The following is a 15,638-nucleotide window of genomic DNA, read 5'->3' as shown; positions in this document are numbered from 1 at the left end:
GGTGAAAGTATGCAATAATTGACCCTGACAGTTCCACAACTTCACTGTTTTGTCAGCACTGGCAGTTGCAATAGTCTCTCCATCTTGACTAAATGCTACACCTAAAACTGAATCCTCATGGCCGGTGAGAGTGTGCAATAATTGACCCTGACAGTTCCACAACTTCACTGTTTTGTCACGACTTGCAGTTGCAATTGTCTCTCCATCCGGACTAAATGCTACACCATTGACCGAATCCTCATGGCCGATGATAATCAGCAATAATTGACCCTGACAGTTCCACAACTGCACTGTTTTGTCATCACTTGCAGTTGCTATAGTCTCTCCATCCGGACTAAATGCTACACCATAGACCGAACTCTCATGGCCAGTAAGAGTCTGTAATAATTTCCCTTGAGGGTTCCACAACTTCACTGTATTGTCACCACTTGCAGTTGCTATAGTCTCTCCATCCGGACTAAATGCTACACCCCAGACCGAATACTTATGGCCGGTGAGAGTCTGCAATAATTGACCCTGACGGTTCCACAACTTCACTGTTTTGTCAAAACTTGCAGTTGCTATAGTCTCTCCATGGGGACTAAATGCTACACCATTGACCCAATCCTCATGGCCGGTAAGAGTCTGCAATGATTGACCCTGACGGTTCCACAACTTCACTGTTTTGTCACGACTTGCAGAAGCAATAGTCTCTCCATCCGGACTAAATGCTACACCATTGACCGAATCCTCATGGCCAATGAGAGTCTGCAATAATTTCCCCTGACGGTTCCATAACTTCACTGTTTTGTCACTACTGGCAGAAGCAATAGTCTCTCCATCCGGACTAAATGCTATACCCCAGACCCAATTCTCATGGCCTTGAAGACGGTTATGTTCTTGGTAGGTCTGTTGATTTATATATATGGCTTGGCGGAGAATATCTGTTATTTTCATTTTGTTTTCAGCTTTAGGCCGAAATATCGGGTTAGAGTGTGGTAGTTCTTTAACTGCTCTCAAAGCTTGCCGCAACGCCTCAAAATTTTTGCCAGACTCAGCAAGTATATTAGAAGTATCACTTTTCTGCACTGCTTCTTTTTCCGCTAACTTGAGATTTTCTTGCCAAGCTCTCACTCCATTAATAACTGCTCCCACAAGCGATAGTGTGAATACTATATAACTGATGCGCACCAACTTTTGTGCTTTCTGTCTAGCCTTTTCTAATATCTGCTTCCCTTTTCTCTCTGCTTCCAATTCTCTTTTTATCGCCTGTTTCTCCAACTCTTGAGAAGCACTCAAAAAGCGATAGTCGCGATCGCTCAAACTTTTATCCCCAGACCACACTAAAGCATCAGCTAAAGTTTTACCCCGCAACAGTCGCGACTCATCTTGATATCCCGACTTTTGCCAAGCAGCAAACGCCTCAGAGTAAGGGCGTAACTTAGCTAACTCCTCTTCTACCCACTGGAGATTAAATACTTGTTGATAGATATAATTCATAACCTGCAACTGACTTTGACGTTTGACAACCAAACCTGTGAGGCGGAGTTCCATTTGTTCGGGGGTGTCATTTGCTGTTATCCCCCCCAACCCCCCCTTGATAAGGGGGGGCTTTTCCTCTAGTTTCCCCCTTTCTAAGGGGGACGGAAGGGGGATTTCTTCTGGTCTCCCCCTTTCCAAGGGGGACGGAAGGGGGATCGAATTCAAAACTTGCTGATACAACCCTAACAACCGACTTGCCCGTTTTTCATTTACCAATAGGCGATCGCGAATTGTCCGTAAATGTTCTGGGTTATCGTGAGATTCCCAATTATTAATAATATAAGTCTGAACCAACTCTGCTACATCGGGAGTACGACTATCATTATTTTTAACAATTATTTGACACAACTTTTGAGTTAAAAAAGGTTGCCCACCAGTCCATTCTAAAATTTCAGCTAATACTTTTTCTGGATTTTCTACCTGAGTTTCTAAACCAGGAGTTAGAAAATCTTTTGCTTCTGGGAAACTAAAACCTGTTAACTCTATCGCCCTACCAATATTAAAAGGAGTCCGAGTTTTATCAGCAATTAAATTAGAAGGAGTTGCCACCCCAAATAAAGCAAAAGATAATCTTTGATATTCAGGATTTTCTGCCCGTTTATTATGGCAAGCACGAATCAGAGCAAAAAAATCATCGGTGGGAAAATCCAGACTAATTAAACTATCTATCTCATCAACAAAAATGACAATATTTTCCCCTACTTCCCGTAGCAAAACTTCCCTTAAAAAATCCCTAAATTGTTGTACAGGGGATAAATCTTCTCTTTCTTTTAACCACGCCCGCCGATTAATAGTCAAGTTAAAATTGCTGACTAATTCTTGAATAATACCCCGATACCATTGCTTGGCATTAATCTCTTGACTACCTACATCAGTTAAGTCAATTGCAGCACAGGCGAACCCTTCTTTTTCTAATCTCGCCTTAGTGCGTAACATTAAACTTGACTTTCCCATTTGTCGGCAGTTCAACACATAACAAAACTCTCCTAATTTGAGGGCATTATAAAGATTTTTATCTGCTTGTCGCTTCACATAACTAGGAGCATCAGCAGGTAAACTTCCTCCTACTTGATATTGGTAATTTTGGTCTTGTTTTGTGTTCATGGAAGTTAGGGGAAATCAGTAATTAGATTTTATTTTCTATAGGGGGAAACCTAACCCCCCAACCCCCTTCCCTGCAAGGGAAGGGGGAGAAAGATTCCTAATTTTTATAAAAGGGGACTGTTCCCCTCTCCTCGTAGGAGAGGGGTTAGGGGAGAGGTCATATTATGACAAGGGTGAATCAAAATATTGCCTATATAATTTACATCTGGAACATCATTTTAAGGGAAGGGGGGGGAAAGATATCCTTTAGGGTAATTGTTCCCCTCTCCTCGTAGGAGAGGGGTTAGGGGAGAGGTCATATTATTATAAGCGTTCATAAAAATATTGCCGATATAATTCACATCTGGGAATAACATTATTACCTACTAATTTTACCAATCCTAAACTATACAATTTATAAGTCAAAAGAGAATCTATATTTACAGATTCTGTTGCCATAACAACTTTCTTAAAAGCTGCTTTTAGTTCGGAATTACCTTCTAAAGTTGACAATAATTCTTGCAAATGACTGCGATAAATTCCTGCATTAGTTGGTGCTTTTTCTAGTAGATCCGATAAGGTTGAATTTTGATGATTTATTAAATAAGAAAAAGCCTGTTCTAATAAAAAAGGATGCCCTCCTACTAAATCAGTTAACTTTTTCACTTGTTCAGCTTGCCAATTTAATTCGTAAATTTCAGTAAGTCTAGATACTTGCTCCAAATTAAATTCTGGTAACTCGATAGGTTTACCCACATTAAAAGGAGATTTATTAATATCTAAAGGAATATAAACTTCTGTCGAATGAACTACTACTAAGCGTAACTTTTTCCAAAGATTTTTTCTCTTTGCTGTCTCATGCCACGAACGTAATAATGGCAAAAAATCTTCAGCAATTGGATGTGGAAAAATCAAGTCTATATTATCTATACATAAAACCAATGATTTTGTTACTTTTGGTAATAAGCATTCTTCAAAATAAATCTTACAATTAACCTTACTACTATCTTCTTCATCCCAAGATTCATGTAAAATTTTTTTTGGCACATTTAATTCACGACCTACCCCACTACAAAACCACCACAAAAATTTATCTAAATCCTGAAAATTAGCAGTATCAGCATCTAATAAATTAATAGATGCTGTTTGGTCGTCATGTTTTTTACCTTGCTCTAAAATTTTATTAGTTAAACAAGTTTTCCCCATTTTTTTAGGAGCTTTAATTCTGATTAAAGAGCCTGGTTGTAAGATAGTTTTATAACAAATAGATTCAATAGGTGGCCGTTCAATATAAATGACCTTTTCTAGTTCTGTTTCTTTTCCTGGTATTTGAGCGATCGCTTGCCAATCAAGACTTAATTTCTCACATATTTCGGTAAAGTTTAAGAAATCTACAGGTTTGCCATTGAGAAAATTAGAGACAGTTGAACGAACAATACCTAACTCATTAGCTAGAGCTTTTTGACTAGGAAAATTATTACGTTTAACAGCCAATTTAACCTTTTCCAGATATTCTGGTGCGACTCTCAGGGATCTAGAAGACATAACTTAGCTATAATAAAAGCTGAATAAATCTATAAATACTTACGCTACATTTTAGCACTACTCACTCATCAGCCTAGAATTTTTGATTAAGTCAGTCACAAGTCAGACAAATTATTTTCTATCAACAAGCTGAAACTCAATCATCAGTATCTTTTAATGAAATTGTAGAAGAAAACCAGGAATTAAAAGAGGAGTTTCAACTATGACTATACTAAATAATAATCAAAATTCTGCCCCTAACACAACGGAACAACTGGTTATTAAAGAACGCTTGCGTCAAGCAAAATTAAGCTTTAATATTGCTCTAAGCTTAATTATAATTAGTGCCATTATTAGTGTAATAGGTGTAGGAATTTTACTATCAGGAAAAACTTCTGAAGGAACAGCCACAACCGCAGGCGGACTTGCATCTAAAATTGTTAGTATTGGCTTACTAAAAATGACTAAAGATACTAATGAAAGACTTGATAAAATAGCCACCGAATTCAAAGATGAAGATTAGGCTGAAGCTGAAATTTTCCGTAAGTTTGAGCAACCTGGAAGACCTCTCCCCCGACCCCTCTCCTACAAGGAGAGGGGAGTATCTCCCCCTCCTCCTCCCTTTCAAAGGGGGGTAAGGGGGGATAGGAAGGGGGTTGGGCGGTTAGGTTTTTTTAAGCCACTATTTTAGTCTAGACACGCTAGTAGGGTAGACAAATCTTCATCCTCCCTACTAAAATTACATGAGATATTTGTGACAAAATACCAACAATTATGGAAAATGAACAATAATTATCAAGTCTGGAAAACTGCAGAACTTTCACAAAAATATCTTTCTGGAATCAGGAGTGCTATTCCTTTAGCTACCGAACAAATTGACATTATCTTGAGAATTATTCAGACAACTAAATCCCAAGTAAATAACTTTTTAGACTTAGGTTGTGGTGATGGTATTTTAGGTCAGGCAATTCTCAGTCAATACCCTCATTCTCAAGGAGTATTTTTAGACTTTTCAGAAGCAATGATTGAAGCTGCAAAAAGCAAAGTTGCTGATAATTATCAAGGTGATTTTGAATTTATCACTCAAGATTATGGTCTACCGGAATGGGTAAATAAAGTTCAGGAAAAAGCACCATTTGATGTAGTTGTATCAGGATTTTCAATTCATCATCAACCAGACACAAGAAAACAAGAAATCTATCAAGAAATTTACCAATTATTAAAGCCTGGAGGATTATTTCTGAATTTGGAACACGTTGCCTCACCATCTGAATTAATTGAGCAGTTATTTAATGAATTATTTGTTGATTCTCTCTATGCTTTTCATCAAAGTCAAGACACAAATAAATCCAGAGAAGAAATTAATCAGCAGTATTATAACCGCCCAGATAAAACAGCCAATATTCTTGTTCCTGTAGAAACTCAATGTAACTGGTTACGAAAAATAGGTTTTATTCATGTTGACTGTTTTATGAAGTTGTTTGAAATTGCTTTATTTGGTGGTATTAAACCAGAATTACAAGTAGAAATGTAGAAATTTTCTGGTTAATTTTCAATCTCAAACTTGAATATCTTTTGGTGGAGCTTTCAAAGTATATATCTGAGTTTCTGTAGCGATCGCCTGTCGTACATTCAAAGGTATTTGCAACATACCCAATAAAGAAATACCATCCATAAATTTAAAACCACCTGTAGTTTTCTGTGCCAATAAACTGTCTACTTTTTCTGGGTTTGGTGTAGAGGAAAATTCTTGGTCAGAACAAACAACAAATCCTAAAGGACATCCATAACTGGTAGAATAAGGTACGAAGGAATAAACATAATTAAATACAGTTTGTAAAGTCTTAACTACACGGACATGAAGATACATTTCAGCAGGAGCTATTGAACCTGCTTGGACTACAAACCAACCATCAGGGGACAAAGCTTGACGAACACTTTGATAGTGTTCTTGAGTAAATAAGGGAAAAGATGGACCAGACTCAATAGGGTCTGTTAAGTCAGAAACAATCACATCCCAAGTTTCTGAAGAAGAGTCTAAAAAGTTCTGAGCATCATCAATAATTAATTCTACACGGGGGTCGTCAAAAGAATTTTGGTGCATTTCTGGTAAATACTTTTTACAAGCTTCCACAACTTCCCCATCTATATCAACCATAACTACTTTTTCCACAATTTTCCAGCGCAAAACTTCTCGTATTACTGCTCCTTCTCCTCCTCCAAATACTAAGACTTTGCGTGGAGACCCATGAAAAATCATTGCCGGATGTACTAAACCTTCATGGTAGAGAAATTCATATTCAGTGCAAGACTGCCACTTACCATCTAATGTTAAAGCTTTACCATAAACACCCTCGAAAATATACATTTCCTGATATTTTGTTTTTTGATAAATAAGAACTTTATCAATACCATGTTTATAAATATCCCAGGGTGTAATTTGTTCAGCGAAATACAAATCTGCATTAAGATTAGCACCTGCCATTGATTATTTTCCTCCATATTGGTATTTAAAGGGAATAGGGAAAGTCGGAAGATTGGAAGATGGGAAGATTGAATATTGAGGTATAGATAGAATTATAAACATATATTATATAGCGCTAGGGAATAGGGAATAGGGAATAGGGAATAGGGAATAGTAGAATTTCAAAGGGTTTCAGGATTTATAAATGTCCTAACCTTAATGCGTAACGCTATATAACTGGATTCTATATAAAAAATATTTACCTAGTCACTCAATAGCAGTTATCGTATTAATTATGATAGGTTTTTTCTTATTGCCTGTTCCCTAAAAGTTTCCAATATCTCACAACTTCAATCATATTGCTATAGCATTTCTCAGGCTAATGAGGTACACCTATTTTTATTTATTTTCTATTCCCTATACCCTGTTCCCTGTTCCATAAAACAAAGGAATTTTGTACCTCATCAGCATAGGAATTGCTATATAGCAATCCGCCCATAGGTTGCGGGTAATCAAAAAGTAAATAAAAAAACTGAAACTCTTACCTGTTAAGTGTTCCCAGTTAAGTTTTCCCTAAAAAGCAGTAAGATTTTTGACACGAATATACAGGGGATTGCTATATATAATTTTGAAGCAAAAATCAAGAGTTATTTCAGTTTCTAGGTTTTCTATTTCCTATCCAACTAATAAAGGTTATATTTTTTCTAGTGCTGGTATTAAATATTGACTTAAGGTAAAAGCGTCTACTCCTAATTCTGTTCGTTCTTTTGCTGCTAATATTGCTGCTTGAGCGTGCCACCAAACGGCTGTTTTTACAGCTTCAAATGGAGAAATTTTAGTTGAAGTAATAGCTAATAAACCTCCGACTAATCCTGTAAGTACGTCTCCACTTCCCCCTCTTGCTAATGCGGGGGTGCTTTCTGGATTTATCAATATTTTTTCACTATTAGCAATAATTGTTTTTGCTCCTTTGAAAACCACCACAAGGTTACTATTTTCAGCAGATTTTTGAGCCGCTAATATCCGATTATTAAGTTGATTTGCTAGGTGAGGAAATAAACGTTTAAATTCTCCTAGGTGGGGAGTAATAATTGTTGGTGCTTGACGTTGACTGACTAAAGAGTTGTTTGCTAAATTTCCACAAATATTTAAACCATCAGCATCTAAAACTAGAGGACAATTTACGGATAATACTTTTTCTATTATAGATGTAGGTTCTGTGGTTAAACCGGGTCCGCAAGCAATAGCTTCAAATTTACTTAAATCTACATCTTTTGGTAATTGTTTTATTGCTCCAGTTTCTGTTTCGGGGCAACCAATAATTAGTGCTTCTGGTAAGTGATTATTTAGTATAGGTTTAATTGATTCTGGTACGGCAATTGATAACATTCCTACACCTGTTGCTCTGGCAGCTAATCCTGTTAAAATTGCAGCTCCAGTATAAGGATGAGAACCTGTAATTAATAATAAATTACCGTTTTTATATTTATAGGTTGCTGGGGGAAGAGGTAAGGGTAAATTTTCTATAGCAGATGTTTTTGTGATTCTCTCAATTGTAGGAAATTCTCCTAAAATTGCTGTAATATCTGCCAGGGGAATATCAAAGTCAATTAATTCAGATGTACCAATATATTCTAGAGCTTGGTCTTGTAAAAATGCTTGTTTCCACAGACCTAAACAAAATGTGTGAGTCGCACAAATAGCTGTTCCTAAAACTTCTCCTGTATCTGTATGAATTCCAGAAGGTAAGTCAATGCTAAATATCTGTTTTTGCCAACTATTAATTTGATTGATAGCTTCAGCTAAATCTCCAGAAACTTCCCTTTCTAAACCAAAGCCAAATAAACCATCTATGAGTAAGTCACAATTTTTAATCGGGGAAATATTTTCGATAAAATCAACTCCTAGAGATTGGAGATATTTGGCATGAGCATTTGTTAATTCTTTCAGTTTAGTAATAGGGCGGTATACTATTATTTCATAACCTTGAAAATATAATTCTCTGGCTATTACTAAAGCATCTCCGCCGTTATGACCAGGACCTACTAATACACCTATTTGACTAATATTAGGATTTAATAATTTTTGGATTTTTCGTGTTACTAATCCTGCAACTTTTTCCATTAATGCGGCTACTGGCATTCCGGCAATAAATATGCGTTCTTCTATTTGTCGCATTTGTGCAGCAGTCACTATAAATTTTTCTTTGATATTGTTCATAAATAATACCAAGCGCGATAAATGTTTGTTAAAAATGGTAGAAGTAAGTAAGAAGGAAGAAAGAGTAAATATTGAAAAAAAGGGAAATTAGAGTGAAATTCAGGTGATTTTTCTATATTGGATTGCTAACTAAAACTCTCAACTTTTTTTATTTATTGCGTAAATTTTACCTTTAATTACTCCTTTAAATAAATAATTTAACCGGAAAATTAAGATATAAAGCCTCTCCATTCATGGAGAAAAAGCGGTCGTTTGCGGAGCATTCCGTCAGGATGGGATGGCGAGGAGACTTCGCCATATCCAATCGACCAAGAGAGCGGTCGTTATTGAAAAATAGTATTGGCAAAGAAGGAAGAAGAATTAATTAAGACAAAAACGATAAAATAGTATATTTTGTACCTATTTTTAGTAATTGGTATAACACAAGTAAACCTGATTTAATATTCAGAGTAAAATAACCTACATTTAATCTATAGGTTGGGTTTCGAGACCAAACCATTACATCTGTTTAAATTAACTTTGTAATTCAACTTTAAAGTATATATAGCAATCCCCTGTATATTTGTGTATAAAAATCTTACCGCTTTTAGGGAACAGCGGTGCGACCCCGCGTCGGCGACAGACGCAAGGGAACGCGCACCAAGAGAGGGAACACTTAACTGGGAACAGGTGAGAGTTTCGGTTTTTTTATCTACTTTTTGATTACCCGCAACCTATGCGCGGATTGCTATATTAACTTCAACTTCCTCCTTAAGATCTGGATATCATTGCTGAGAGCTTACAGCTAATAGCTGAATGCTTACCTAAGATTAGCTGATGACCTATTTCTTTACTGCGGAATGCTGCACACACATAACTTTTAATTCTCCTTGAAAACTAATTCCTCTTTCAGTGTAATAATGAATTAACAACTCATAACTGATATAGCAATCCTATTTTATTCCTGTCAAAAATCTTACTGCTTTTTAGGGAACACTTAACTCTTAACTGGTAAGAGTTTCAGTTTTTTTATTTACTTTTTGATTACCCGCAACCTATCCACGGATTGCTATAGCTGACTGCTAAAAGCTGAATGCTTACCTTTAACGACCAAAGTAAATAACTACATTAATAAACCCTGAATCTAATAAATAGCGTTGCCATTTTTCTGCTATTTTTCTCTCTTCAAAAGGTCCTATAGCTACATTTTCTGGTGTTTCTGTCACCTGGATACCTCTGTCAGGAACTCCCAATAATCCCAATTTATATGTGATTAGAGCTAAATCTTTTGACTTACTAGGAATTAGTAAATAATAAGATTCTGTATTACTAAGTCCATAAACTATTGAATGGCTAACTGGAGGATATACACTGCGTGCTAAAGTTGTAGGTTCTAGAGGGTCACCAAATGCTTCACCAGGGTTGCGCTTTGATAATTCGCCATTAATACCTTTTTCTTCTAAATAATCTAATAAATTTAAGGCAAAAAATAACTCAGAAAAGCTTCCGACTTGAATAACTTTTTGGTCTCCAAAAGAGCGAAATACTGCTCTTGGTTCAACTTGCTGTCGAATAATTCCTAACAAAATTCGACTTTCTGACTCAATATAAACAACATATCGTAAATTGGGAAATGGATTTGGTTCTATAGGATTAAATATTGGTTCTTGTGGTTTATTTGAGGGTGTGATGATTGATGGTGGTAATTTTTCCAGAGGTCTTGGATATCTGGAAATATTTGTTATTAGTGCTTCGTTTTTTGATGTGTTGTTGTTGGAAATAAAAATTGTGTTTTGGCTTTGATTTTGATTGTTGGCTAAGGTTTTAGTTTTGATGACTTTTCCCAGGGATAAAGTCTGGTAACTTAGGGCTAAAAATCCTCCGAATATAATTGATAATAATGACATTTTTGATTTTTTGTAATATAATATTACAAGAGGTTGATTTAGCATGGTTAGTTACTCCGATAAATGATGATTTTAGCGGTCGATCAAACTAAGCTTTTTGCATTGGCAAAATAAAGTTAAATCATCTATAGCATTTTCATTCAAAGTGTATATCAGGATTAATCAAAAAACGGAACAGAGAAAAAGGGAGTCAAAAGTTAAAAATAAGAAAAAAAGAAAGGAAATCGTTTAATAGTATACTAAATCAGGTCTGTTCTGTCTTGATAGAAATTAGCAAATACGATAACTGTATAACGGGATTTCATCTGAGGTACAAAATTAGTTTATTTTAGGAAGTAGGGACGTTGCATGCAACGTCCGCACATAGTAGTAATTCAGGAAACAGGGATATAGAAAAGTAGAAAAAAGAAGTTAGAAAAAAAATCTATAATCAAGATAAATACATATAGTTTTGATTTTATAAACTCAAATCCAATGAATAAAATTATAGTCGGTCTTTCTGGTGGAGTTGATAGTTCCACAGCAGCAGCAATATTACATCATCAAGGATATCAAGTCGAGGGCTTAACTCTTTGGTTAATGAAAGGAAAAGGTCAATGTTGTTCCGATGGAATGGTTGATGCTGCCTATATTTGCGAACAATTAGGTATTCCCCATCATATTGTCGATACTCGCGATTTATTTCAAACAAATATTGTTGATTATTTAGTAACAGGTTATAGTGCCGGAATTACTCCACTGCCTTGTTCTCAATGTAATAAAACTGTTAAATTTGGCCCGATGTTGGCTTATGGCCGTGAAAAATTAGGTATTGACAAAATTGCCACGGGGCATTATGCACGAATTGATTATGATTCAGATAGCGATCGCTATCTATTAAAACGTGCAGTTGACCGTAACAAAGACCAGTCTTATTTTCTGTACGATCTAACACAGGATTTACTGGCAGGTTCAGTATTTCCTCTAGGAGAAATGGTAAAGAGTGAAACCCGACGCATTGCAGCAGAATATGGTTTGAAAACTGCTAATAAACCAGAAAGTCAGGATTTATGTTTGGTAGAAGCTAGTGGTTCGATGCGGGAATTTTTAGATAAATATATTACTCCCCATCAAGGTGAAATAGTAGACCAAGAGGGGCAAATCTTAGGAAAACATGATGGTGTCCATCATTATACGATTGGCCAAAGAAAAGGTTTGGGAGTTTCTGCCCCTCATCCTTTATATGTGATTGATTTGGACCCAGTGATGAATCGAGTAGTAGTGGGCGATCGCGACAGTGCGGCCAAAATGGAGTCTACTGTGAAGCTGGTTAACTGGGTTTCTATTGCCCCACCAACTACGCCAATACGCGCAGAGGTGCAAGTGAGATATCGCAGTTTACCTGTAGCTGCAAATATTATTCCTTTAGGTATTAATGAAGAGAAACCTCAAGATGGTTTTCGAGTTAAATTAATGTTTGAAGAAGCAGTTTTTGGCATAACTCCCGGTCAAGCTGCTGTTTGGTATGAGGGAGATATTTTATTAGGTGGAGGGATAATAGAAAAAGAGGAATAATTGTTAGTTTGTAGTCTGGATTTTAGTTGATTATTTATGAATTGAGAATTGAGAATTGAGAATTCAGAATTATTAAATTAAGGAATTGTAGCGGTTTTCCAGAAATGTCGAATACAAAACTTCTGCCTTCTAACTTGAAGCCAAAATCTCTGTAATCTACATTAATGAAAACTGCTATAATTGCTAATATCTGTACTTCATATACTTAGAAGCTGTTTGTAAACTCATAAAAACCTCTCTCCAAACCTCTCTCCTGCGAGGAGAGAGGCTTTGAAACCCCCCTTCCCTAGGAGGGAATGGGGGCAGGGGGGTTAGGTTTTTAGGATTTATCGGTTCTATGCAATACTTCTCAAATTGAGAATTATTAAATTAAGGAATTGTAGCGGTTTTCCAGAAATGTTGAATACAAAACTTCTGCCTTCTACCTTGAAGCCAAAATCTCTGTAATCTACATTAATGAAAACTGCTATAATTCCTAATAACTGCCTAAGTCCTAATTATATCAAATCTGGATAATTACTATACCCAAGTCATTGCGAGGCGACCGTAAATAACTGAAACTTTTGGGAAAATCATTAATACTAGCCGAAGCAATCTCTATGGTATCTATGAGATTGCTTCGGGGGGAATCATGGTCAAACCAAGAACCTAATTTTTTCCCATCCCCCCTCGCAATGACAAGTTGGTGTTTATTTATAGAACTACGCCAATAGGTTAAAATATAAAATTATAGCGCTACTCATTCAGGTTAGGAAATTTCTAAATCCTGAAACCCTTTGACAGTTTACTATTCCCTATTCCCTATTCCCTATTCCCTAGCGCGTAGCGCTATATCAAACTTAGCCAGAGATTACTTCTCAATTCTCAATTCTCAATTCCCATCTCCCTCCAATCTCCAGACGGAATAAACGACGCCCAATAATAAGGATGTTGATATTCCTCTGTTGCCAATATTTCTAACTGAGTCTGTCTTAACGCTTCCGATCGCCCCTCTTTATTCAACACCCGTTGATAATATTTCACCATCAAATCTTTCGTACCAAAATCATCTACCTGCCACAAACTAATCACCTGACTTTCACTCCCCGCAAGAGATAACGCCCGACGCAAACCATAAACTCCTTCTCCCACATTTATATCTCCCACTCCTGTATCGCAAGCAGATAATACTACCAACTTTGTACCACCCAAACTTACATTAGCAATTTCTAACGCTGTCATTACTCCATCTTCATCACCACTTTGGCGAGGATTAAATCCTGCTAAAGCTAAACCCGAACGTAACAGTGGGTTTTCTAATTTGTTGGATGGTGCTGGAGGAATAGAAGTATTAAAACCACCTCCTAAACTTGGGGGTGCAACTTCTTCTAAATCTTCCAAAAAGAAACCGTGGGTAGCAATATGCAGTATTTCTGGAGCATTGACTTGTTTAATCGCATTTTCTGTAGCATTCGACTCGGTTAACAGAGTCACACCTGATAACATTGGTGCAATAGCTTCTGCTTCTGCTTTTGTTCCTTGTAATGCTCCAAAAGTTAAGTTTTCAGGAGCAAATAAAATACTGCCTAAATCTCTAGTAGGTTTTTTGTGACTACGCTTATTATTAGCAACGAGTCGAACAGAAGTAGGATTGCCTGGGGTATCGTATTCGGGGTTGGCAACTAATACAGGTGGTTGTTTAGTGGGGAAGTCAATATCAAGTTTGATTAAGTCGCGTCCGGTAGTGAGGTAGGTAATATTATAGTTTTGGATTAAATATTGATTGTTTTCATCCACCAAAGCAGCAAAGGGAATAAGGTTGAGTTGGGAGTCTGGAGATAAGAGAATGTGTTTGGCGTTGCCTAACTTTTGGCGGATGGGTTCCATTACTTGTTTGTCTAAAGTGCGGGCAATTTCTTGGATGGAACTATTTGGTTGTGATAAATTATTGCGAAATTCGGCGACGGTGTTATTGATGGGTGCTGCTGTTCCTAAGTCTATCCATTGTGGTGCGCCTGTGGAATGGAGGATGTAAGCTGCGTAGTGGGGTTGTTTCCATTTATTAGCTTTGGCATCAAAAGGGTAATATTGCATAATTTCGACTAATACTGCATCAGCAGGAATTAACTTTTGTACCCTTTCAATAGTTACTGGTTTAGTGGTATTAGCAAATGCTGCACTTGCCAGAGAAAGGTCAGCTTCTAATTTCTCTGCTTTACCTTTGAGGGTAGCTACTTGTTGGCGATATTGTTCTGGTGGGAGATTTTCTGGTTTATTGTAGATGAGGGCAGCTAGTTGGGTGCGAGTAGTTGCCAGGTTGTCCAGGAGTTTTTCGTTTTCTGGGGTGAGGTTGTCGCGGATGGTTTGTAGGGAGTTGATGGTGGAGTCGAGAATGCGGCCTTTGCGCCGGAGGATGGTGGTGAGGGCGAGGTTGGCTGCATCTGGGTTGGTGGGGGCGTGTTGGAGGTGTAGGGATATTGTTTGGTGAGTTGTGCCTGAAAGCATTCTCATGGAGGCTTGTTTTTGGCTTTCGGAACCTGTAGTGAGGAAAGTGGTGAGGGTGGTTTCTTGTACTTCCATTGCCTGCGTCAGATATTCAATAGCACTGCTTGTATTTCCTTGGGCATGGTACAGGAATGCCAGGTTGTAGAGGTTGGTGGTGACCAAGGGATGGTCAGCTCCCAATGCTTTTTCTCTAATTGCTAGAGACCTTTGGTGTAGAGATAAGGCTTCTGTGTACTTCCCTTGGACTTGGTACAATGATGCCTGGTTATTGAGACTCGTAGCAACGTTTGGATGGTCAGTTCCTAATGCTTTTTCAAAGATTGCCTTTGACCTTTGGTATAGGGGTAAGGCTTCTGTGTACTTCCCTTGGACTTGGTACAATGATGCCAGGTTATTGAGGTTTTGAGCAATGTCTGGATGGTCAGCTCCCAATGCTCTTTCTCTAATTGCTAGAGACTTTTGGTATAGGGGTAAGGCTTCTGTGTACTTACCTTGGTCAAAGTACAGTAATGCCAGGTTGTTGAGGCTTTGGGCAACGTTTGGATGGTCAGCTCCTAATGCTTTTTCTAATATTGCCCTTGACCTTTGGTATAGGGGTAAGGCTTCTGTGTAGTTCCCTTGAACACGGTACAGTTCTGCCTGGTTATTGAGGCTGGTGGCAACGTCTGGATGGTCAGCTCCTAATGCTTTTTCTCTAATTGCTAGAGACTTTTGGTATAGGGGTAAGGCTTCTGTGTACTTCCCTTGAACACGGTACAGTTCTGCCTGGTTATTGAGGCTGTTGGCAACCTCTGGATGGCCTGCTCCTAATGCTTTCTCTCTTATTGCCCTTGACCTTTGGTATAGGGGTAAGGCTTCTGTGTAGTTCCCTTGCTTCTGGTACAATGATGCCAGGTTATTGA

At 37.5% G+C, this 15,638-nt stretch carries 9 protein-coding genes; 3 read left to right on the top strand and 6 right to left on the bottom strand.

Annotated elements, in window-relative coordinates; translation table 11 throughout:
* Positions 1–2,625: AAA-like domain-containing protein (locus ACP6PM_RS01650; RefSeq protein ID WP_426581239.1), on the bottom strand; the 2,625-nt coding region annotated here is incomplete at its 3' end.
* Positions 2,626–2,928: 303 nt separating this feature from the next.
* Entirely contained in the window at positions 2,929–4,149 is a 1,221-nt protein-coding gene (locus tag ACP6PM_RS01645) for an AAA-like domain-containing protein (RefSeq protein ID WP_426581237.1), read from the bottom strand.
* Positions 4,150–4,351: 202 nt separating this feature from the next.
* On the opposite strand from ACP6PM_RS01645, the gene ACP6PM_RS01640 reads away from it, so the two are divergent.
* On the top strand, positions 4,352–4,651 hold the full coding sequence (locus tag ACP6PM_RS01640; RefSeq protein ID WP_426581235.1) for a TRADD-N-associated membrane domain-containing protein: 300 nt from the start codon (positions 4,352–4,354) through the stop codon (positions 4,649–4,651).
* 231 nt (positions 4,652–4,882) lie between these two features.
* Entirely contained in the window at positions 4,883–5,662 is a 780-nt protein-coding gene (locus ACP6PM_RS01635; RefSeq protein WP_426581233.1) for a class I SAM-dependent methyltransferase, read from the top strand.
* A gap of 24 nt (positions 5,663–5,686) precedes the next feature.
* Here the strand turns inward: ACP6PM_RS01635 and ACP6PM_RS01630 are convergent, their stop codons facing one another.
* The 3 genes from ACP6PM_RS01630 to ACP6PM_RS01620 form a co-directional block, all read right to left on the bottom strand.
* Positions 5,687–6,613 carry a fused MFS/spermidine synthase gene (locus tag ACP6PM_RS01630; RefSeq protein ID WP_426581231.1) on the bottom strand — a complete coding sequence of 309 codons (927 nt, stop codon included), beginning with the start codon at positions 6,611–6,613 and terminating at the stop codon, positions 5,687–5,689.
* Between the two features lie 672 nt (positions 6,614–7,285).
* Positions 7,286–8,812, bottom strand: coding sequence for an NAD(P)H-hydrate dehydratase (locus ACP6PM_RS01625; RefSeq protein ID WP_426581229.1), 1,527 nt, complete (start codon positions 8,810–8,812; stop codon positions 7,286–7,288).
* Between the two features lie 1,082 nt (positions 8,813–9,894).
* Complete coding sequence (locus ACP6PM_RS01620; RefSeq protein ID WP_426581227.1) at positions 9,895–10,698, bottom strand: hypothetical protein; 804 nt, start codon at positions 10,696–10,698, stop codon at positions 9,895–9,897.
* A 459-nt stretch (positions 10,699–11,157) separates the two neighbouring features.
* On the opposite strand from ACP6PM_RS01620, the gene mnmA reads away from it, so the two are divergent.
* Positions 11,158–12,252 (top strand): tRNA 2-thiouridine(34) synthase MnmA, encoded by a 1,095-nt coding sequence (gene mnmA / locus ACP6PM_RS01615; RefSeq protein WP_426581241.1) that lies wholly within the window; start codon positions 11,158–11,160, stop codon positions 12,250–12,252.
* Positions 12,253–13,116: 864 nt separating this feature from the next.
* Here the strand turns inward: mnmA and ACP6PM_RS01610 are convergent.
* Positions 13,117–15,638 (bottom strand): CHAT domain-containing tetratricopeptide repeat protein (locus ACP6PM_RS01610; RefSeq protein WP_426581225.1); only part of this gene is annotated, 2,522 nt, incomplete at its 5' end.

This window comes from Dapis brunnea BLCC-M229, assembly GCF_050015995.1.
Lineage (GTDB): Bacteria > Cyanobacteriota > Cyanobacteriia > Cyanobacteriales > Microcoleaceae > Trichodesmium.
The sequence above is the reverse complement of the archived record's forward strand: the minus strand, read 5'-3'. Positions and strand labels throughout refer to the sequence as shown.